The organism is Exiguobacterium sp. s160, assembly GCF_018617575.1.
Classification (GTDB): Bacteria; Bacillota; Bacilli; order Exiguobacteriales; family Exiguobacteriaceae; genus Exiguobacterium; species Exiguobacterium aestuarii_A.
On sequence record NZ_JACSKK010000001.1, the window covers coordinates 927,436 to 949,862 of the forward strand.

A 22,427-nucleotide genomic window follows, 5' to 3' on the forward strand; every position below is an offset into this window, starting at 1 on the left:
TATAGCACTTAGCCCCAAACGTCCGTAAAGGACTTTTCTGAAAATCCGACCGTCGTTTTTTCACCATTTGTGACGATTGGACGCTTCAAAAGCATACCATTGCTTGATAATAGCTCAAGTTGTTCGTCTTCTGATAGATTTGGTAGCTTGTCTTTGATGCCTTCGTTTCGATAGACTTGCCCGCTCGTATTGAAGAATTTCTTAAGCGGCAAGTCCGATTGTTTCCAAAGCTCGGCGAGTTCTTCTTTCGTCGGTGTCGATTCGACGATATGAACGTATGTATACTCGACGCCTTGCTCTTTCAACCATTTTTCTGCTTTTTTACACGTACTGCATGGTGGATAGCCGTATAGTGTCACCATCTGTTCATCACCTCTCTCATCAATGTAGCACATCTAGAGAAATCAATTCACGTCTCAAGCAACCGTTCGATTTCTCGCTTCATCGTCGGATTGACGGAATGTCGCTCTTCGATAAAACGTAAGATGACCGCCGCCGCGACGCCCGACTTGCCATATCCTAATACCCCGCCCATCAAGAAAGAAATCATTTGTGGATATCTCGACTCAACCCGACGTGTCGGGTTGAACGGGTCCCCTTGCCCACCGAGCGCCTTCAAGACGTTTTGAACGGCCGCGACTTGGACGAGTTCGAATCCGGCGAGCGTCTCGCCCCGACGTTCCCGAAGCAAGCCGACATATAGGTTCGTCAACGCTTCTTCATAATAGTAAGCCGTCGCTTCACGCGCGATCTCGAGACGTGGTGACGCGAACACGTCGAGTGCTTCATCCCGTCGCCAGACGACCCGTCCTGGTGTATAGGCGATCGTCGCGAGTTCATGTACTTCAAAGACAGCGAACTCACCATAGATGCCGTCATGATACATGATCTTGTGCCCATCTTTCGTGTTTTGGAATTGATAATGAAGCGGCTCGACTTCAAGCCAGTCAAGTCGGTCGATAAAGCGTGCCTTCTGCCCGTCCTCGACAATTAAAAAGAAATCGAGGTCCGAGTAATCATCCAACCGCTCCGTCTCTTGTCCGATCGACCCTAATGCAAGCAGCATCAGCGTCCCTTCGTGTGCGGCAACCGATTCTCCGATTCGTTCCATTCGTTCAAGCAATCTATCGCGTGTTCTCATCGTCTTTCCCCCTCGTTTCTATTGTACGTGGCGAACAGACCAAAAAGAAAGGGCCGACCGCGTCCGGTCCACCCTTTCTGTCGATTGAATTACACGATAAACTTGTTCGCTTTGATGAGGCTCGCAGCGACTTCACGCTTCGTCCCGATCACATTGATTGGCTGGTAGCGGCTGAACTTCTTCATTGCCGAGAGAAGCATGCGCTGCTCATCACCAGACGCCGCTGCATACAATACTTCTTTCGCCATGAGTTCGACTTGTTTGAACACTTGCTCCGCAAAGATTTCTGTATAGCGGACTTTGAGCGTGTTCTTCTCTTCGCCTGTGCGTGCAATCGCTTTTTCTGTACGAGCGATGGCTGCTTCAAGCGCATAGATAGCACTGATCATGTCTGCAATCTTCGCCAAGATTTCTTGTTCATTTTGAAGGTCTTGTTGATACTTCTGAACCGCTGTACCTGCGACCATCAAGTTGATCTTCTTCATGTTCGAAAGGAGCATCTTCTCGCGTGCGAGTGGTGAGCCGTCCAATTCTTGCGGCATGTAGCTCATGAGCTCTTTTTGAAGTTTTTGTGCTTCTGCGAGGAGCGGCAATTCACCTTTCATCGCTTTCTTGAGAAGTGTACCCGGAACGATCAAACGGTTGATCTCGTTCGTTCCTTCAAAGATGCGGTTGATGCGTGAGTCACGATAGAGGTTTTCGACTTCATACTCTGCCATGAATCCGTATCCACCATGGATTTGAACTGCTTCGTCGACAACGTAGTCGAACGTTTCAGAAGCGAATACTTTGTTGAGTGAGCATTCGATCGCATATTCAGCAATCGCTTGTGCGACTTTTGATCCGTCGCGCATGTTCTCGTCACCAAGTGCGTCGAGGCTATCTTGGAACAAGCCGCCCGTACGATACACTGAGCTTTCCATCGCATAGATGTTGGCTGCCATCGTTGCCAATTTCTCTTGGATGAGCGGGAATTGGCTGATTGGTGTCTTGAACTGTTTGCGCTCGTTCGAATATTGTACCGAGAGGTCGAACGCACGTTTTGAAGACCCAACTGCTCCGACTGCGAGTTTGTATCGACCGACGTTCAAGATGTTGAAGGCGATGACGTGACCTTTTCCAATTTCACCGAGAAGGTTGTCGACTGGTACTTCGACATCTTCAAGGATGAGCGTACGTGTCGACGATCCCTTGATCCCCATCTTCTGCTCTTCTGCGCCAGTTGAGACTCCTTTGAAGTCACGCTCGACGATGAAGGCACTGAACTTGTCGCCATCGATTTTCGCGTAGACGACGAAGACGTTCGCGAAGCCAGCGTTTGTAATCCATTGCTTTTCACCGTTCAAGACGTAGTGCGTGCCCGCTTCGTTCAAGACAGCCGTCGTTTTCGCACCGAGGGCGTCAGACCCTGAGCCTGGCTCCGTGAGCGCGTAAGCCGCGATCCATTCACCCGTCGCAAGTTTCGGCAAGTACTTGTGTTTTTGCTCTTCTGATCCGAAGAAGACGATCGGGAGTGTCCCGATTCCGACGTGTGCGCCGTAGCTGAGTGCAAACGAACGAGCTTTCGCGAAACGCTCCGTGATGATCGAAGAAGAGATTTTATCGAGTTGATAGCCGCCGTACTCTTCTGGAACGTCTGCTCCGAGGAGACCGAGCTCGCCCGCTTCTTTCAACAATTCGACAGAGAGGTCGAACTCGTGTTTCTCGATGCGCTCGAGAACCGGCATGACGCGGTCATCGACGAACCCCGCTGTCGTGTCGCCAATCATCTTATGCTCATCTGAGAAATCCTCTGGTGTGAAGAGACGCTCTGCATCGAGTGCGTCAATGACAAAGCTACCGCCTTTAATCAATTCATGTTCTGTACGTTCCATATCCGATTCCCCCTTAAAGTAATTCGAAGACACCAGCCGCGCCCATTCCGCCGCCGATACACATCGTGACAACCCCATACTTCTCATTGCGTCGTTTCATCTCATGCAAGATCGAGACAGAAAGTTTTGCTCCTGTACAGCCAAGTGGGTGACCGAGGGCGATAGCGCCACCGTTCACGTTCACTTTCGATGGATCGATTCCGAGTTCACGGATGACACCGAGTGATTGGCTCGCGAACGCTTCGTTCAACTCGAACAATCCGACTTCTTCTAACTTCACGCCAGCCATTTCGAGTGCTTTTGGAATGGCGACGACTGGACCGATCCCCATCACTTCCGGACGGACACCGCCGACTGCGAACGAGAGGAACTTCGCCATCGGTTGTAACCCTTGGCGTTCTGCTTCTTCACGGTCCATGACGAGGACTGCTGCCGCTCCGTCTGACACTTGTGAGGCGTTACCCGCCGTGACCGAACCTTTGATTTTGAAAGCTGGGCGAAGTTTACCGAGTGCTTCAATTGTCGAATCGGCACGGACACCTTCGTCATGCTTCACGACTTTCTCCACTTCTGCGACTTTACCGTCTTCACCGAGCACGTGCTCGATGACCGTCACAGGAACGATTTCTTCCTGGAACTTGCCACCCGCGATCGCTGCAGCCGCTTTTTGGTGACTGTTGATAGCGAACGCATCCTGGTCTTCGCGCGAGATGTTATATTCAGCCGCGACACGCTCTGCCGTGTGACCCATGCTCATGTAGTACTCGGGTGCCGTCTCCATGATGTGTGGGTTTGGACGGATGACGTGACCACCCATCGGTACTTGGCTCATCGACTCCATACCGCCGGCGATGATTGCCGTTGCTTGACCAATCATGATTTTTGCCGCCGCATCTGCGATGGCTTGAAGACCTGACGAGCAGTAGCGGTTGATGGTGATCGCTGGAACTTCGTGCGACAGTCCCCCCCGGACCGCCGCATAGCGAGCGATGTTCATCCCTTGCTCCGCTTCTGGCATCGCACAACCCATGATGACGTCATCAATCGGGCCTTTATATCCTGAACGCTCAAGCGTTGCCTTGATGGCATATCCCGCGAGCTCGTCCGAACGAACGTTACGGAACGAACCGCGTTTTGCTTTTCCGACCGGCGTCCGTGCGCCGGCTACGATGACTGCTTCCCTCATCTGTTTTGTCCCCCTTTATCAGTTCCGTAGTGGTTTGCCTTTCACGAGCATATGTTGCATCCGTTGTTGTGACTTCGGCTCCCCGATGAGGCTCAAGAAGGCTTCACGCTCGATGTCGAGGAAGTACTGTTCATCGACGAGCGTACCGTATGCCAAATCGCCACCACTGATGACATGTGCGAGTTTCTTCGCAATCTTCAAGTCATGCTCTGAAATATAACCGCCGTAGAACATTTCGTACGCCGCGAGTTCGAGCGTCGCTTTACCCGTTTGACCGACGACTGGCAATTTCTCACGAACAGGTGCCGTATACCCATCGGCAAGTTCGAGTACCGTCTGTTTCGCATCGAACGTCAAGTGATCACGGTTCATCGAGATCCCGTCGACCGCACGGTGGTAACCGAGTGTCTTCGCATCAAATGCCGACTTCGATACTTTCGCCATCGCGATGTTCTCAAACGTCTGTTGTGCAGCCTTCTCGATGTTTTGCATCGATTTTGGCGTCTGTTCGAGGAGACGACGATACGTGTTGACGTTTCCGCCCCCACCTGGGATGAGACCGACACCGACTTCGACGAGACCCATGTATGTCTCAAGCGCAGCTTGCATACGTGCTGCCGGTAAGCTGATTTCTGTTCCGCCACCAAGCGTCATGCCGTATGGTGCGGCGATGACCGGACGTCCCGAGTAACGAATCTTTTGAACGACTTGTTGGAACTTGTTGATGATCCAATCGAGTTCGTACCAGTTCTCGTCTTCTGCTTCCATGAGCATCATCGCAAGGTTTGCGCCGACACAGAAGTTCTTGCCGTCGTTCGCGAGGACCATTCCTTTGAAATCTTGCTCGACACGGTCAATCGACTGTTCGATCATCTGCATGATGTCGACACCGATTGCGTTGTTTGGTGATGTGAATTCGAGTGCGACGACGTCATCGCCGATATCGACGAGGCGTGCCCCACCGTTTTCTAAGATGATGCCGTTTGATTTTGCGAGTGGCTTGAGTTTCAATTCTTTCGGGTTGACGGTCTTCTCGACATACGCCTTCGACGCTTTATCGTAATACTGGTCTCCCTTATAGAATGACGTGTTGCCTGCAGCAAGCATCTCATCGATCCATGCCGGGACGTCGTAACCTTCCGCTTTCATACGCTCGACTGATTTTTCAACACCGAGTGCATCCCACATTTCGAACGGTCCGAATTTCCAACCGAAGCCCCACTTCATCGCATCGTCAATCGCAATGATTGTGTCTGCGATTTCACCAGTAAGACGTGCCGAGTAAGCGAGCGTCTTCGCCGTGATTGGCCAGAGCAGTTGTCCGACGCGACCTTTGTTCAAGATGGCACCTTTCAACTTCGCTTTCGAACCAGGAAGTGATTTGATTTGATCAAGTTCAGGACCTGTAATCGCTTTCAATTGTTCGTATTCGAACGTTTGAAGATTCAATTCCTGAATGACCTTTCCTTCTTTCTTATAGAAGCCTTGACCGGCCTTCTGTCCGATCCAGCCTTTTTCCACGAGTTGCTTCATTTCTGAAGGGACGTCGAACGTGTCCTTCTCTTCCCCAGCTTCGAGCGTCTCGTAGACGTTACCCGCCACGTGGACGAACGTGTCGATTCCGACGACATCGAGTGTGCGGAACGTCGCTGATTTCGGACGACCGATGAGTGGACCTGTGATCGAATCCATCTCTCCGATTGACGCGTTTTGCTTGAGCATCTCTTCGAACGTGACGAGGAGACCGTATGTCCCGATGCGGTTACCGATGAAGTTTGGCGTGTCTTTGGCTTCGACGACACCTTTCCCGAGACGGTCTTCCGCGAAGCGTGACATGAAGTCGATGACCGGGCGTGCTGTCTTCTCCGTCGGGATGAGTTCGAGCAACTTCAAGTAGCGCGGTGGGTTGAAGAAGTGCGTTCCGAGGAAGCGTGATTTCAATCCTTCCGGAAGGGCACTTGCCATCGCTTCGATGGAAATCCCTGACGTGTTCGAGCTGAGGATCGCATCTTCACGGATGTAAGGTGCAATCTTCTCGAAGAGCTGTTGCTTCACATCGAGGCGCTCGACGACGACTTCGATGACCCAGTCCGCTTCTTTCAAACGCTCTAAATCATCTTCTAAGTTCCCGACTTCGATGAAGTTGAGATGGTCGGCTGTCGCAAGTGGTGCCGGATTTTGTTTCAATAGCTTCTGACGGTTTTCTGAGGCGATGCGATTTCGTACTTCTGGTGACTCGAGCGTCAACCCTTTCGCTTCCTCTTTTGCTGTCAATTCACGTGGTACGATGTCGAGCATGAGCGAACGAATCCCCGCGTTCGCCAAGTGAGCCGCAATCCCCGCCCCCATTACTCCTGAACCGATGACGACCGCAAAACGAATTGAGTTCGTCAAACGGAGGTCGGTTGATTGTTCGATGTGACTCGTCATAGTGTTCCCCCCTAAAATGAGAATGAATAGTGATTCATTTCACGCGTAAAAAAAATCGCAATCACCATCGTGTTTACTCTTCTATCATAAATGAATGAACATTCATTCGCAAGCGTTCATTTTTCAATTTCATTCCATTTTTTGATTGAACGATTAGTTTTCAATCGATGTGGTATAGACAAAAAGAGTCAAATTCAGAAAGGGGAATGTACGCATGCGCGATAATCGTCTGAACACTTCAGGTAGTCGAAAGGATTTTGAGTCGTTTAAAAAGGACGCACAAGAACAGGCGCACCAACCAGGAATCGATTCGAAGATGGAGCCCTTCCCCATCTATGAACGGGAAGACTATAAGGGAAGTGACAAGTTAAAAGACAAGGTCGCGATCATCACCGGCGGGGATTCCGGGATTGGGAAATCGGTCGCCATCTTCTTCGCCCATGAAGGTGCGAACTCGGTCATCGTCTATAAGGATCAAAACGAGCTCGAGGATGCGGAAGCGACGAAAGAACGGATTGAAGACTTGGGCCAAGCCTGCCTCTTGCTGCAAGGAGACCTCGGGGAATCTTCCTTCTGTCAACGAATCGTCGAGGAGACGCTCGAGACGTTCGGTCATATCGACATCCTCGTCAATAACGCCGCCGAGCAGCATCCGCGGGAATCACTCCTCGACATCTCGGACGAACAACTCGAGAAGACGTTCCGCACGAATATCTTCAGCATGTTCTACTTAACGAAAGCCGCGCTCCCTTATTTAAAAGAAGGGGCGAGCATCATCAATACAACTTCGATCACGGCATATGAAGGAAACGATCAGCTAATCGACTATGCATCGACGAAAGGCGCCATCACCGCGTTCACTCGCTCGCTCGCCAAAAACTTGGCAGACAAAAAGATTCGCGTCAACGGGGTCGCCCCGGGACCGATTTGGACACCGCTCATCCCATCGACGTTCAATGCGGAGAAGGTCAAATCGTTCGGGGACTCTTCCGGTATGAAACGTCCGGGGCAACCGGCCGAACTCGCACCGGCATACGTCTATCTTGCAAGCGATGACTCGACGTATGTCAGTGGTCAAGTCATTCATGTCAATGGTGGTACAGTGATTAATGGATAATTTTGAAACAGGCTCAGTCATCAGGTACTGAGTCTGTTTTTATGGGAAATTAATCCACTACATGATACAGTGGTTAACAGATATTACTTCGTTAATCAGATGAAAGGAAGGAGTTAGTGATAGATGATTCATTATCAATTGACAAAAAATGATTTTTTCATGCTACAAAAAAATCTTATTGAAAACTCGGTTTCGGAAAAACGGAAATCTTTACTTATCACGATTGTACTCATGTTGCTGACAGCTTTTTATGGATTTGCCCTCGCAATCACCTTGTTACCTGAAACAATGTCCGCCGCCATCATCCTCATACTCGCTGTCGGTACCGCTGTTGTAGCACCGCTTCTCTTGTTCCCATTCTTCAAGAAAGTGCATTTTACAATTAGGCTGAAACTATTACGTTCCATATTTCGACAGGAATCGAAATGGCCACGTGACTTGACATTATCAATTTATGAGAACGGAATTGAAGTCAACTCTCTCCACAACGCCGTCAATAAACAGGTTCGAGTCTCATGGAAAGCAATTGAAAGAGTAAGTGAAGACGAAACCAACTATTATCTATACATCGAAGCGACGGAAGCAATTATTATACCGAAGCGAAAGTTGCGTGAGACTAATCAAACAACCATCAATCACTTGTTACAAAAATACTTAAATATCACTCTCTAAGCAACTATATTCAAGGTTCAATACTCCCTAGACATACATGCATATGACAAACTACAAAGGAGCAGATGTTATGGTCACCACGTACAAACTGACGCTTGAAGATTTTTCAGCTTTCCAAAACGACATGATTCACCATTCTGATCAACATAAACGAATTCGCAGCGTATGGTTGAAATATATGAATATTCCGCTATTCGCGCTTGGGTTCATTGCTACAATCTTATTATTTCCTAATCTCGAATCGACGATGACCCGATTGTTGATCACATTTGGAATTGGGATGTTGTTCGCCCTATTACTTAGACCGTTGTTTAAAGATTTACATGCCCCACTCTACCTTTGGCAGATCCGTCGCATCCTCAAAAAACAGAACGTTTGGCCAAAAGACATTAAGCTTCAGTTTTCTGAAACTCACGTCGAAATGCAAGCCGTTCGCGGTAGTATCCACCGTACGACACAAGTTCCTTGGACATCTATTCTTCGCGTATATCAAGACGAGTCGTATCGCTTCCTTTATTATGAAGAGGATGAAGCTTTGATTATCCCGAAAATGAAAGATGGGATTACCGAAGTCGAACAAAGTGAAATCGATCGGATACTCGAAAAACATCTACACACAGAAAAGCACACAAGTTCAACGTGAACTCGTGTGCTTGTTTTATTTCTTCACCATTCCTTTTAACACGAACGCCACGTTTGCCGGACGCTCCGCGAGGCGGCGCATGAAGTATCCGTACCAGTCACGACCGTATGGCACGTAGACACGGACTTTGTATCCTTGGCGTACGAGCTCGAGTTGACGCTCGACGCGGATGCCGTATAGCATCTGGAACTCGAACTGGTCGAGCGGGATGTTGTTTTCTTTGACGTGCTCGATGACGGCGTCAATCATATGGTCATCGTGTGTCGCGATGGATGCGTAGTTCCCGTTCGCAAGATGGAGTTTGACGAGCTTCACATAGTTATGGTCCACGTCTTCCTTTTCAGGGAACGCGACCGTCGCCGGCTCTTTATACGCCCCTTTGACGATCCGGAGGTTCGGCTTGAGCGGTGCGAGGTGATTGATGTCATCTTCCGAGCGATACAAGTACGACTGGATGACCGTTCCGAGACCGTCAAATTCACCCTTCAGCCTCTTGAACAATTCGAGCGTCTTCTCACAACGCTGTTCATCTTCCATATCGATGGCCACAAAGACCCCTACTTCTCGTGCGACCGTTAGAATTTGACGCATGTTGTCTTCAATCAACTCGTCTGAGATATCGAATCCAAGTGACGTCAATTTAAGGGACATATAGGCGTCTAATTGCTCTTCTGCCATAATTTCAATCGCACGAATGATTTCGTCACGATTCATATTCGCTTCTTCGACCGTCTTAATAAATTCCCCGAGGTGGTCGACCGTGACCGACAACCCTTTCGCGTTGAGTTCGCGAATCGTCGGAACGGATGCCTTAAAGTCTTCCCCTGCTACAAAGCGTGATGCACCAAATCGTAGGCCATATTTCTTTGCCAAACTGTTGAGTGTTTTGTTTTGTGACATGTAGATAAATCCATCGCGCAACACTTTTTCCATCTGATTTTCCCCCTTACTTTTACACCCATCTATCTCTATGATGATGTCTGCAATTATTATGACACACAAACGTCAATTCGTCTGTATTTTTGTAACCGTTTGCAGCACTTTCTTCCCAACTTTTCAAAAAAGACAGACGCCCCGTAGGACGGCTGTCTTATAGGCTTGTCGAAGGTGCGACATAGAGCAAAATACTGAGGAAGATGAACACACTTCCCGCTAGGACGAACAAGTGCCAAATCGCATGGTTGAACGGCAGTTTTTGCCACACATAAAACACGATTCCGACCGAATAGGCGATCCCTCCCGCGAGGAGAAGCATGAACCCTTGATGACCGAGTGATTCATATAACGGACGGATGGCGATGATGCAGATCCAGCCGAGTGCGAGATACGTCACATTCGACACCCACATATACTTCCCGGTCGAAAACAGTTTCCAGACGATTCCGAGAATCGCCACACCCCATACAATCCCGAACAACGTCCAGCCGAGCGTCCCATGAAGCGTCACAAGGGCAAACGGCGTATAGCTTCCGGCGATGAGTAAGTAAATCCCCGCGTGGTCGAACACTTGTAGCACCCGCTTCGCTCGTGGATGCGGGATGGCGTGCATGAGCGTCGAGAATAAGTAGAGTAAAATCATCGATGCCCCGAACACGCTGACCGCCGTAACGTTCCACGTGCTCCCACTTTCCGTCGCACTCATGACGAGTAAGACGAGGGCGACGATGCTGAAGATGACTCCTAAGCCGTGCGTGATCGCGCTCGCGATCTCTTCCCCGAGCGTGTCGGCATGGAGCATCTCTTTAAGTTGTTCTTGTTTCATATGCTCCCACCTTCCATAACTGTTCCCTCTAGTATGGACATTTCCCGATTTGAACGCAAACAAAAACACGGGCTACCGATTAGCCCGTGTCGAGATTATGCGACTTCTTTCACCGGAACGTCACATTCCATTTGTGCAGCCCGCATCGCGCGTGCCCGCTTGTGGAACAAGACGAGCAGCGTCAACGTCCCGAGTGTCGAAATGACATACGGAAGGACCCCGTCCAGCTTGAATCCGATTGGTGCCGTCAAAATATAGAACCAGACCGCATACAACATGAATGTCCCTGGAAGGAGCGCGATGTAATGGTTCTTTCCTTTAATATACAGGTACATCGCCCCGACGAACAGTGCGATGACCGCTGTCGTCTGGTTCGCCCAGTTGAAGTATTGCCAAAGCATCTGGAAGTCCATGTTCGTGAGCACGTATGAGATCGCGAAGAGTGGAAGTGCGATCCAGAGGCGTGACGAGAACTTCTTCTGTGCGATCGACAAGTAGTCCGCGATAATCATACGGGCGCTACGGAATGCCGTGTCGCCTGATGTGATTGGCAAGACGATGACCCCGAGAATCGCGAGCGTCCCACCGATGCTACCGAGCATGAGTGTCGCCACTTCTTGGACGACGAGTGCCGGCGTCCCTGAGTTGATGAGTCCGAGCAATTCACCTGGCTCGAAGATGGCCATCGCAGCCCCAGCCCAAATCATGGCGATGACGGCTTCGGCGATCATCATACCGTAAAAGATTTCACGGCCGTTGCTTTCTTTCATCGTCGTCCGCGAGATGATCGGCGACTGTGTCGCATGGAAGCCAGAGAGCGCCCCACACGAAATCGTGAAGAAGAGGAGCGGCCAGATTGGCAAGCCGTCCGGATGCATGTTCGTCAATGTCATTTCTGGGATTTGGTAGCCTTGTGCGAACAAGCTGACCGCAATCCCGATGGCACTGACGACGAGTAGTGCCCCGAAGAACGGATAGATGCGCCCGATGATCTTATCGACCGGGAGGAGCGTTGCCAAGATATAGTAGGCGAATACGCCGAAGATGACGAACATGAGCGTCGATGCGTTTCCATCAAACAAGTTGTTGATCATGTTACTCGGAGACGTGACAAACACTGTTCCGACGAGTAAGAGAAGTAAAAGTGCGAATCCGTTGACGATATGACGGAGCGAGCGTCCGAGGAACTTCTCCGCTAGTTGTGGCAAGTGTGCCCCGTTATTCCGAAGGGAAATCATTCCTGTCAAATAGTCGTGTACCGCCCCGGCAAAAATCGACCCGAAGACGATCCAAAGAAATGCGACCGGTCCGTAGAGCGCCCCCATGATCGGTCCAAAGATTGGTCCGACACCGGCGATGTTCAGTAATTGAATCATCGAGTTCCGCTTTTTACCCATCGGCACGTAGTCGATGCCGTCCTGGGAAGCGTAAGCGGGCGTCGTCCGCTCTTCCTTGATGCCGAACGTCTTCTCGACGTAACGACCATATACCAAATACCCGACCAAAAGTAGTACGAGTGCGACAAAGAATGTAATCATCTGTCAGTCCCCTTTTCCGTCCATATGTAGCTGATCCCCGTCAGCTCTTCGGTTTACATTTGTCATGTAACCGATTACATGATTGATTATACAAGAAGACTTCATGAAATGTAAGGGTTTTCATTCACGTTTTTGCCACAAAAAATGAGCCCCCATTCAGGAAGCTCATTTCCAATTAACGAAGCGCTGGTTCACCGACGTGGCCGGCACCGACGACTTTCATTTCTGACTTCGTCTGACCGTCTTTTTCACTGACGACTTCGACTGTTTGGCGAAGCTTGAGCGGTTTGACAGACAGTACATATTCCCCGTTCTCACTTGCGACTGTCTCAGCCAATACACGCTTGCCGTCGCGAAGCGTCACGTCAGCTCCCGGAGCCGTCATCCCCGTCACGCGTTTTGAGCCCGGTTTGATCGTATCTACCGTGAGGGTCAATACGAACTCTGGTGCTGTCGGCTCGAGACCGAGTGTATACGTCCGGAAGAGACGACCCGCTGCGTCCGCACGAGTCGCGTCTGTCGCTTCGATGCCTTCGTAAAGGTTCAAGTACTGCTTGCCGGCATCTGCTGTCTCAAATGTCACAGAACGTTTCGCGTCCGCGACAATCTTCCAGTTGTTGTCGGCTTTATAGTCCAAGTTGCTGCCACTCGAGACGATATAGTCTGAGATGACGTTACGTGTCTCATACGCTGAGCGATAGACGATGTTCTTCCCGCCACCGAGACCCGGGAACGAAGACGAACCGGCACGATAGTTGTTCGTCGCGACCAAGAACTCTTGGTCCATCGTGATCGGTTGACCGTTATACTCGACGTTCTTCACACGGTTGGCGTTCTCGTTGACGAGCTTTCCACCGACATCGAACTTCGCTGGACCTGTGACATCGATCTCATACGTCAAACCGTCAAGGACGTCAAAGTTATAGCTACGGAACTGGAGGTTGAGGAGGTTTTCCCCATCTGTCTCGATTTGGTCATATGCTCCCGCTGACATCTCGAGCCAGTCCATGACGTCTTTCCCTGTCACTTTGACGACTTCAAGCGTGTTCGGATAGACATATAGGTCCGCCACGTTCTTCAAGGCGATTTGACCTTTCGGGATGTTCGTGTAATAGCTCGCGTCCGTCAACTCACGACCGCCCGCTTTGAACGGTGCCCCTGCCGACAAGAGTGGCAGACCTTTATAAGGTGAAAGCTCCGGGTTCGTCTCGAGTTCTTTCTCGACGTACCATTTCTGTGCGTTCGTCACGAACTGGACCGATGCATCGTCACGGACGAGCGCGAAGTAGCTTTGAATATCGTCTTGAATCTGACCGATCGGCTGGTTGATGTAGTCGATTGTCGCCAAGTGGTCGTCTTCGATCAACGCCTGGATTGTCGGGTCGACCGCCGTATCAGCTGTCACCGTATCGAGCGTGGCCGATGCGTCAAGAATCTGCCATTTGCCGTCGACGAGTTCGAGTTCGAAATCGATGACGCCGAGGTCTTTCCCTTGGTTGTTCGCCATGACGACCGGTTTGCCGTTGATCGTCCCTTTTGCCATATCGACGTTCGGGAACGACGCGAACATACCTTTCGCATCCGGGAAGCGACCGTGCTGGTGCCCCGTCATGACCATGTCGAGCCCATCAATCTTCGTGAGCGCATATCCGACGTTCTCTTCGCTGTCGAGTTGTTCGTCCGCGAGTGCCGCACTTTCGCCGATGCCTGAGTGCGCGAGCGCGACGACGACGTCTGCTCCTTGGTCTTTCAATTTTTGAACCGATTCACGTGCCGATGGGATGATGTCCTCTGCCGTCACGCGGCCTTGTAGGTTCCCTGAATCCCATGACATGATTTTCGGCGGCACGACACCGAACACACCGACTTTGATTGTATGTGTTTCCCCGTCTGTGTCCGTGACCGTCCGTTCGATGATTTGGACCTCTTGTCCATCCACGTTGAACTTCGAGACGATCGGGTTGCCTTCTAAGTCTTTGACGTTCGAGTTGACGAAACGGAGCTTCCCTTTCGATCCTTCCATCGCGTTGTACAAGAATTCGAGCCCGAAGTTGAACTCGTGGTTCCCGAGTGTGACGGCGTCATAGTTGAGTGCTGCCATCGCTTTATACATCGGATGCTCGAACGCTTCATTCTTGCCCGCTTGAAGCTCGCGGACGTAGTCGCCAAACGGTGTCCCTTGAATCGTATCGCCGTTATCGAACAAGAACGTGTTCGATTCCCCAGCGGCCGTAAGATGTTCATTGATGAGTGTCGCGACTTTCGTCAACCCGATCGTGTTGTCGACCTTGTCTTGGAAGTAGTCATAGTTCGTGATGTTCGTATGTAAGTCTGTCGTCTCTAAGAAACGGAGCTTGACGATATCCTCGTCGACTTCTGCCAAAACGTTTGGTGCCTGTAGCGGTAAAACGGTTGGTAACACGAGCGCGGTCGCGATCGACCATTTCCATGCACTTTTCATGTGATTGCCCCCTTTGTCTGGTTGATAAGTGTCTAACCATACTCAATATAACACCAGCCTCGTTGACCTTCTATTAAAATTTTGTATAAAAAAGACCCAATTCCCTTTACAGAAATTAGGTCTTTCGTCTTATGAGCGTTTAATCCGTACGGTGAACGGGCCGTCCCCTTCCACGTTCTCGAACGTGACGGAAATCGGGTAGGCATGTTTGCTGTGGACCGGGTTCTCGAGACGGATTGTCGTGAGACCGACAACTTCTTCTCCACTCATGAGTTCGAGTGGGAGTTGTTTCACATTTAAATCGTGGGCATAGCCGTTTCGGAGAAGGAGCGTCGTTGTGACACGCGTCTCATCTTGTTCGACGGCGACGAGCATCATGTTAAACTCGTCTTCTCCGACCGGTGGAGTCGCAACGTTCGTGCGCATCACTTGTTGCCACGCCCCTGCCGAGAACTGTTCCATCGCCTCGCGTGAGATGGCTTGGATCGCGTCAATCGGGTTCATTTGGAAGACGAGACGAAGTGGTGATGACGTGTCGATTTCTCCAAACAATTCATCTTGAAGGAAATCGAGGTAGACGGGCTTACTCGTCCACGGCTCGAAGTTCGGCAGCGCCGAACGTTCCAACACTTTTCGTCCGAGCGGCATGTTGTTCGCGTCGAGCAACAAGACCGGAAGTTCGTTGATTTCAAACGAACTCGGGAGCGTGTTGCGGAACAACGCGACAATCGACAAGTCCTGACCGAGCGACTCTGCGCTCAACAGTTCGATTGAAAGCTGGTTGTCGAGGAGTGCCGGGAGTCGTTTCGCATGATAACGGAAGACGTACTCATCTTCTTTCGGGATTCCCATCTCATCATCGAAGACGAGCGTCAACTGACGCCCTTCTTCCGTTTTGCCTGTCTCGATTTGTTTTCGCTTACGAAATCCTAACATTACACTTCCTCCTCTGCCGTCTCGACGAAGTACAGGTCGAGCTGGCATAGTTCTACCGTCACGTCACGGGCGATGTTGACATACGTCTGTTCGAAGATGTCCAACCCTTCTTTGCTGAAGAGACGACTTGGATCTTCTTGGGCATAGCTCCGTAGACCGATTCCTTCTTTCAACCCGCTCATCATCGTCAAATGGTCCGTCCATTTCGTATCAAGGGCGCGAAGGAGCGACTCTTTCGTGAATAAGACGACGTCTTCTCGCGTAAGGCGCGCTTCTGTTTTTTGGATGATTTCTTCCATCCAATCCTTCAACGCTTCTTTCAACTCGTACGTATCCGCGATGTCATTCGACCAAGTCGGCTCTTGCATCGTCAAATAGCGCAAGTCTTCTTTCAATTCGGCGACTGGCCATTCTTCCGGAACAAGTTCGTCCGAGACGTGCATGTCGATACTGTTCTCAAGGGCGAGACGCATCATGCTGAGCACGTTTTTCGTGATGGCATCCGCATCGGCATTGACGGCCTGGTCGCGAATCGTATAGATGATGTTCCGTTGTTCGTTCAAGACGTCATCGAGCTTGAACAAGTAGTCACGGATCGATACGCCGATTCCTTCAATCGTCGTCTGGGCGTATTCCACCACATCGATTGCTTCTTTTGACGAGATTTCACCTGTCGCGTTCGGTTTCAGTTTCTTCTCGACGCGCTCTAGTTTTTGCGCGGCATATCGTTTCACAATCTCATCTTCGAGCGAGACGAAGAACTCGGTCTCCCCTGGGTCACCTTGGCGTCCAGAGCGTCCACGAAGCTGGTTGTCGACACGTTGCGACTCATGACGTTCTGTCCCGACGACGAATAGTCCGCCTGCTGCTTTCGACTTCGCATCGAGCATGATGTCCGTTCCGCGTCCGGCCATGTTTGTCGCGATCGTCACTTTCCCGAATTGTCCGGCGTCAGCGATGATATCGGCTTCTTGTGCGACCGTCTTCGCATTCAACACGTCATGTTTGATCCGTTTCTTTTTCAAATGTTTACTGATTGCCTCGGATTGCGCGATCGATGTCGTCCCGATCAAGACCGGACGTCCCATCGCATGCAATTCGTCGACTTTTTCCGTCACGGCCGCATACTTCTGTTCGATCGTCATGAAGATACGGTCCGGATGGTCGATTCGTTTCCGTTCACGGTTCGTCGGCACTTGCACGACGTCCATGTTGTACGTCTTCAAGAACTCTTGGCGTGACGTCTGTGCCGTCCCCGTCATCCCGCCGACGAGCGGATACATGCGGAAGTAATGCTGGATCGTGATCTCCGCCGTCGTCTTGTTCTCCTCGGTGATCGTGACGCCTTCTTTCGCCTCAAGCGCCTGATGCAATCCTTCCGAGAGACTACGTCCTTCCATGATGCGTCCCGTGAACAAGTCGATCAGCTCGATCTTGTCGTCACGAACGATATAGTCGACATCGAGTTCGAACAACACGTTCGCACGGAGCGCCTGGACGAGATAGTGATAGAGCACCTGATGCGACGCACTGAATAAGTTGTCGATGGCGAACAACTCTTCGATCTTAGTGATTCCCGCTTCGGTGAACGAGGCCGCCTTCGATTCCAAATCGACTTCATAGTCCGTCTCTTCAAAGTTCGAGATGACTTGTTGTGCGAGCTGTTTCAAGCGGATGTGCGAGCGGTCCTTTTGTGCGATGATGAGCGGCGTCTTCGCCTCATCGATCAAGATGCTGTCCACTTCGTCGACGAGGGCGAAATGGAACGGGCGCTGGACGCGCTCTTCCGGTTTCCCGACGAGGTGGTCACGCAAATAGTCGAACCCGAACTCGGTCCCGACCCCGTACGTGATGTCTGCCTGATACGCGGCACGCTTCTCATCCGGTTCGATGTCCGGCACGTTCAAGCCGACCGTCAAACCGAGGAAGTCATGGATTTTACCGATTTGTTCGGCGTCACGTCTCGCCAAATAATCGTTCACGGTGATGACGTGGACACCTTTTCCTTCAAGCGCCTTGACGTAACTCGGCAAAGCGGCGACGAGCGTCTTCCCTTCCCCTGTCGGCATTTCCGAGATATTCCCTTCGAGAAGGGCGAATCCACCGATGAGCTGGACATCGTAATGACGCATCCCGAGCACGCGGACCGATGCTTCGCGAACGAGGGCGAACCCTTCTTCGGCGATGTCATCGACTGTCTTTCCATCTAGGAGACGTGCCTTGAGCGTCTCCGTATATGTACGCATCTCGTCATCCGAGAGTGCTTGCATCTTTGTCTCTAATTCGTTGATTCGCGCGACCCGTCGTTCGTACGCTTTCAAACGCCGGCTTTGATCATTCGTTAATTGTTTTACAAATTGGATCACACTAATAGCCTCCATCTTTCTGTCAATTCATCTGTTACATACTCGTCTATTATAACGAAAATCGAGTGAATTCGGAGATTTTTTTACGAAAACTTCCTAAAAGTTGGTTTTTGTCATGTTAAAAAACTATAAATTTTGGTTAATTTTCAAAAAGTCTTTGTAAAAATATTTTCAATTCACTATTTGAGACGGCGTGAGACCGTGTTACGATGAGAAAAACAGAACATTTGTTCGTTAGAAGGAGTGGTGACGATGCGCAGACGAATCTTTTGTATCGACAGCGTCTCGTTCTATGCCAGTTGCGAGTGTGCCGCGCGCAACAAAAATCCTTACCGCACGAAGCTCGTCGTCCTCTCGAATCTACAGGACAGCGGGGCGCTCGTCCTCGCGGCGACCCCGAAGATGAAGCAACTCGGCATCAAGACCGGGTCGCGTCGCTTCCACATTGACCGTCTCCCGTGGCACGAACGACGAGACGTTTTGTATGCCGAGGCACGGATGAGTCATTACTTGAACGTCTCCATTCAAATCATCCACATCCTCCATCAGTTCGCCCCGCCCGAAGCGATTCGCGTCTACTCGATTGACGAGACGCTCGTCGACATGACGGGGACGGAGCGGTTGTTCGGAAGTGACGAGCACGTCGCCCATCTCATGCGCGCGACGATTTTTCGCTATACGGGCATTCCTGTGACGATCGGCATCGGACCGAACAACGTCCTCGCCAAGCTCGTTCTCGACTTGCATGCGAAAAAGAAAGGTGTCGTCACGTGTCTTCTCCAAGACGTCGAGCGACTGATTCATCCGGCCCCAATCGAGAAGATGTGGGGCGTCGGGTCGAAGATGGCAGTCCACCTGCAGCGGCTCGGCATTTTCACGATTGGTGATTTGGCCCGTTACCCCCTCGAGTCACTTCATGAGAAATTCGGCGTCATCGGTGCCGAACTCTGGCATCACGCCTGGGGCATCGATGAGTCACCGACCATCTTGCCGGCGAGTTCCTTGTTCGGGGCGAAACGGACGCGACCGAAGTCGATCGGACACGGGATCACGCTCATGAAAGACTACACGACGTATTCCTCAATCCGGCTCGTCCTACAAGCAATCGCGGTCGAAGTCGGGATGCGGACCCGGCAAGCGGGACTCGTCGGGGGCACGATTCATCTCGGGGTACGCTATACGCGGACAAGCGACCGAGGTGGATTCAGTAAACAAAAGAAGCTCCCCCGCTTCACAGCGGACGAGCAAGAATTTTTACCCATCTTGTTGCAACTATTTTTAGATGGCTGGGAAGAGACGGAAGCCGTCCGTTACGTCTCGGTCGCCCTCGGCAAACTCGAGCCACGGAGCGACCACGTCCAATTGTCGTTCTTCGAAGACGAATGGGCGAAGGCGAAACGGATCGACTTCCTCGATTTGATTGACGGTTTGAACGTCCGGTTCGGTCGCGGCACGATCCGACCGGCCTCAAGCTTACTGAAAGACAGTCCGCTCCGGACGCGCCAACGCTTAATTGGCGGACACAAACAAGGAGGCGATTCCTCATGAGCAAGACCCGCTATCGTGACCGGGGTGAGTTGAAATGGATCCCATTTCTCATGCCCGAGCACGTCGCCCTACTGAAACGTTATTATGCACAAATCCAAAAGATCGAGTTGCCCGACTTGGACGAACAGCTCCTCTATCTTTGGCAGACCGAGCTCGAACGGGCCATCCGTGAAGGCGACCAGGTCGAGGTGACCTTGTTCGTGGACGGCTTGACAAAAAGCATGCGCGGCTATGTCCACGCCATCTATTATGCCGAGCGCGAAGTCGAACTGTTCGACGGTGAAGTACGGCGCGTCCCATTCGGAGAGATCTTGTCCGTTCGTTAAGACGCCTCGATCGCCTCTTGTGTTGTCTCAAACGTCTCGATCCCGTCGAGTAGTCCATAGTGAGCAAGCGTCGCACGGACCGATGGCGACAGATGCGCGAAGATGACGTGACGGTCGGCCGCTTTCAGTTCGGTGACGACACGACGCAACTCCTCGACTGCGGTCACGTCGATGACCGGGCAGCGGTGAAAGTTGAAGATGAACACGTTCGGCTCCCGATGGATGTGATGGAGGACGTGCTCGAACAGCTCGACCGCACCGAAAAAGAGGGGACCTTCTACACTGAAGACGATTTGTCCGTCCCGCGTGACATAACGTTCTGTCCGTTCACGCACGTCGATCGTATCCGCCATCCGCTTCGCGAAGAGTGCGAGCGCACAGATGACCCCGACCTCGACGGCGACGACCAAATCGACGAATACCGTCAATAGTAGCGTAACGAGGAGGACGAGCGACTCGGATGAACGATGACGTAGCATCGCCATCACGTGATGACGCTCGGACATGTTCCAGGCGACACGCATCAAAATCGGAGCGAGTGCGGCGAGCGGCACGTAACTCGCGAACGGTGCGAGGACGAGGACCGCAACGAGGACCGTGATTCCGTGGATAACGCCGGCGCGTCGGCTGACCGCTCCCGCCTGAATGTTTGTCGCCGTCCGAGCGATGGCACCTGTCGAGGGGATTCCACCGAAGAACGGCGTGATCACGTTCGCGAGCCCTTGCCCGAACAGTTCTTTGTCCGGCTTCATCTTCGTCCCCGTCATCCCATCGGCGACCGTTCCCGAAAGAAGTGACTCGAGCGCACCGAGAAAGGCGATGGCGAACGCAGACGGAAGGAGCGTGCTGATCAAGTCGACGTCGATGGCGAGCCAGTTGAGTTCCGGCAGTCCGCTCGGGATGCCGCCGTAGGCACTTCCAATCGTCGCGACTGTACCTGGGATGAGGAGACTGACGAACGTCGGGACGAGCATCGCCATGAGTAAGAGCGGTAAACGGAACGGTAGCTTCGGCACGAGCCAAAGCGTCAAGAAGCCGATCCCGGCAATGGCAATCGGCCACATCGATGCTTCGGGCAACGCCTGACCGAGACGAAGCAGATTCTCGTGAAAATGTGGCGCCTTCTCAAACGTGACCCCGAACAACTCATCGAGTTGGTCGACGAAGATGACGACGGCAATTCCTGCCGTGAAGCCGATGGTGACGGCACGGGGCATGAAGCGGATGAGCCGTCCGACCCGAAGCACACTCATGAGGAGCAGTAACACACCGGCGAGGACAGTCGTGACGAGCAATCCCTCATATCCGTATGCGAGGACGACACCCGAGACAATCGGGATGAACGCTCCCGTCGGCCCGGCAATTTGGAACGTCGAACCCCCGAACAGGCTGACGAGGATTCCAGCGAAGATGGACGTGTAGAGCCCATACACCGGCGGGACCCCTGAGGCGATGGCGAATGCCATGGCGAGCGGGATGGCGACGACACCGACCGTGATCCCGGCCGAGATGTCTTTTTGCCACATCTCACGTGTGGAGAGTGAGTCTTGCATCATACATTCCTTCTTTCCAATCAGTTCAAAAACGAGTTTAGTGTACGCCTGGAAAGAGGGCTTGTAAACGGGTTGAGAAAAACGTTAACAGAATGTACAAAAGAATGAGATGGTACAATAGGCATTAGACACACACTGATAAAAAGTTAGAATCGTTGAACTGATATTACTTGTTGTAACAAAGGAGATATGATTCATGGAAGAACAGTTTGCCATATTAAAGGATTTGTCTGAATATCGTACACCGACTGAGATGAAAAGTTATTTTGAAGAGGTGATTCAGGCTCTTAAAGATGATCGCACGGCTTTAGAGATTTCGAGGTTACGCATAGGCAAGTTCAAAGAGTTTCAAGAGGAATTCGTACCAGCCTATGTATTCTCTCTCTCACCTTATTTTCCAAAAGACGCTAAAGCGAAAGTCATCATTGGAAATCAAAATTATGACTTTGTCCTACTGCATACAAATGGGATTGAAGAAAAATTCGAAGTGAGTTCTTACATAAACGGACCACGAGAAGTGGAAATTGCGCGCGCTTTAAATGAACATGGTATGTGGAGCTCCAGGTTAAAAAGTTATGAACAGCTAAAAAAACAAGCAACAACGTATATTGAAGAAACAAAAAAGAACATGCTGAAAAAATCCAAAAAGGATTATACACATGCATCTTTATTATTTGAAGTATCTACTTTTGAATTTTCCGTCATCTTTCACAATGAATTTGATACCTCTCTCTTGGACTTAGCAAAGTTCATGTACGACACTCCATTTAAAGCAAAACACGTCTATCTTATCATTCAAAATGGAGATGACATTCCGACGGTAGCGTCTGACATCATCAAAGTAAAATAAAAAGACGCACCTTTCGATGCGCCT

Annotated in this window: 18 protein-coding genes; 6 read left to right on the forward strand and 12 right to left on the reverse strand. The window is 51.1% G+C overall.

Annotated elements, in window-relative coordinates:
• Nucleotides 1–8: 8 nt before the first annotated feature.
• From KNO86_RS04780 to KNO86_RS04800, 5 genes are all read right to left on the reverse strand, one after another.
• Nucleotides 9–362 (reverse strand): arsenate reductase family protein, encoded by a 354-nt coding sequence (locus KNO86_RS04780; RefSeq protein WP_214693491.1) that lies wholly within the window; start codon nt 360–362, stop codon nt 9–11.
• A gap of 47 nt (nt 363–409) precedes the next feature.
• Nucleotides 410–1,141: a hypothetical protein gene (locus KNO86_RS04785; protein WP_214693493.1), complete on the reverse strand. Its 732-nt coding sequence runs from the start codon at nt 1,139–1,141 to the stop codon at nt 410–412.
• Nucleotides 1,142–1,230: 89 nt separating this feature from the next.
• Nucleotides 1,231–3,015 carry an acyl-CoA dehydrogenase family protein gene (locus KNO86_RS04790; RefSeq protein WP_214693500.1) on the reverse strand — a complete coding sequence of 595 codons (1,785 nt, stop codon included), beginning with the start codon at nt 3,013–3,015 and terminating at the stop codon, nt 1,231–1,233.
• A gap of 13 nt (nt 3,016–3,028) precedes the next feature.
• Complete coding sequence (locus KNO86_RS04795; protein ID WP_012726865.1) at nt 3,029–4,201, reverse strand: acetyl-CoA C-acetyltransferase; 1,173 nt, start codon at nt 4,199–4,201, stop codon at nt 3,029–3,031.
• Nucleotides 4,202–4,219: 18 nt separating this feature from the next.
• Nucleotides 4,220–6,631, reverse strand: a complete 2,412-nt coding sequence (locus KNO86_RS04800) for a 3-hydroxyacyl-CoA dehydrogenase/enoyl-CoA hydratase family protein (protein WP_214693502.1) — start codon at nt 6,629–6,631, stop codon at nt 4,220–4,222.
• 214 nt (nt 6,632–6,845) lie between these two features.
• Here KNO86_RS04800 and KNO86_RS04805 point away from each other — a divergent pair, with 214 nt between their 5' ends.
• From KNO86_RS04805 to KNO86_RS04815, 3 genes are all read left to right on the forward strand, one after another.
• On the forward strand, nt 6,846–7,748 hold the full coding sequence (locus KNO86_RS04805; RefSeq protein ID WP_214693504.1) for an SDR family oxidoreductase: 903 nt from the start codon (nt 6,846–6,848) through the stop codon (nt 7,746–7,748).
• A 123-nt stretch (nt 7,749–7,871) separates the two neighbouring features.
• Entirely contained in the window at nt 7,872–8,420 is a 549-nt protein-coding gene (locus KNO86_RS04810; protein WP_214693506.1) for a YcxB family protein, read from the forward strand.
• 70 nt (nt 8,421–8,490) lie between these two features.
• A complete protein-coding gene (locus KNO86_RS04815; RefSeq protein WP_214693509.1) occupies nt 8,491–9,063 on the forward strand; it encodes a YcxB family protein in 573 nt (190 codons plus the stop codon).
• A gap of 15 nt (nt 9,064–9,078) precedes the next feature.
• On the opposite strand, the gene KNO86_RS04820 is transcribed toward KNO86_RS04815, so the two are convergent.
• The 6 genes from KNO86_RS04820 to secA2 form a co-directional block, all read right to left on the reverse strand.
• Nucleotides 9,079–9,996 carry a proline dehydrogenase family protein gene (locus KNO86_RS04820; protein WP_214693511.1) on the reverse strand — a complete coding sequence of 306 codons (918 nt, stop codon included), beginning with the start codon at nt 9,994–9,996 and terminating at the stop codon, nt 9,079–9,081.
• Between the two features lie 157 nt (nt 9,997–10,153).
• Nucleotides 10,154–10,825, reverse strand: a complete 672-nt coding sequence (trhA, locus tag KNO86_RS04825) for a PAQR family membrane homeostasis protein TrhA (RefSeq protein WP_051829405.1) — start codon at nt 10,823–10,825, stop codon at nt 10,154–10,156.
• A 95-nt stretch (nt 10,826–10,920) separates the two neighbouring features.
• Complete coding sequence (locus KNO86_RS04830; protein ID WP_214693513.1) at nt 10,921–12,363, reverse strand: carbon starvation CstA family protein; 1,443 nt, start codon at nt 12,361–12,363, stop codon at nt 10,921–10,923.
• Between the two features lie 175 nt (nt 12,364–12,538).
• On the reverse strand, nt 12,539–14,824 hold the full coding sequence (locus KNO86_RS04835) for a bifunctional 2',3'-cyclic-nucleotide 2'-phosphodiesterase/3'-nucleotidase (RefSeq protein WP_251126889.1): 2,286 nt from the start codon (nt 14,822–14,824) through the stop codon (nt 12,539–12,541).
• 129 nt (nt 14,825–14,953) lie between these two features.
• Nucleotides 14,954–15,760, reverse strand: a complete 807-nt coding sequence (locus tag KNO86_RS04840; RefSeq protein WP_214693514.1) for an SLAP domain-containing protein — start codon at nt 15,758–15,760, stop codon at nt 14,954–14,956.
• Entirely contained in the window at nt 15,760–18,126 is a 2,367-nt protein-coding gene (secA2, locus tag KNO86_RS04845; protein WP_214693519.1) for an accessory Sec system translocase SecA2, read from the reverse strand. The genes KNO86_RS04840 and secA2 overlap by 1 nt, the downstream gene beginning before the upstream one ends.
• A 252-nt stretch (nt 18,127–18,378) precedes the next feature.
• Here secA2 and KNO86_RS04850 point away from each other — a divergent pair, with 252 nt between their 5' ends.
• Both KNO86_RS04850 and KNO86_RS04855 read left to right on the forward strand, forming a co-directional pair.
• On the forward strand, nt 18,379–19,674 hold the full coding sequence (locus KNO86_RS04850) for a Y-family DNA polymerase (RefSeq protein ID WP_214693521.1): 1,296 nt from the start codon (nt 18,379–18,381) through the stop codon (nt 19,672–19,674).
• Entirely contained in the window at nt 19,671–20,000 is a 330-nt protein-coding gene (locus tag KNO86_RS04855) for a YolD-like family protein (RefSeq protein WP_214693522.1), read from the forward strand. The genes KNO86_RS04850 and KNO86_RS04855 overlap by 4 nt, the downstream gene beginning before the upstream one ends.
• Here KNO86_RS04855 and KNO86_RS04860 read toward each other — a convergent pair.
• Entirely contained in the window at nt 19,997–21,553 is a 1,557-nt protein-coding gene (locus KNO86_RS04860) for a SulP family inorganic anion transporter (protein WP_251126891.1), read from the reverse strand. The genes KNO86_RS04855 and KNO86_RS04860 overlap by 4 nt on opposite strands.
• A gap of 196 nt (nt 21,554–21,749) precedes the next feature.
• On the opposite strand from KNO86_RS04860, the gene KNO86_RS04865 reads away from it, so the two are divergent.
• Complete coding sequence (locus KNO86_RS04865) at nt 21,750–22,403, forward strand: hypothetical protein (protein WP_214693526.1); 654 nt, start codon at nt 21,750–21,752, stop codon at nt 22,401–22,403.
• The last annotated feature ends 24 nt before the right edge of the window (nt 22,404–22,427 follow it).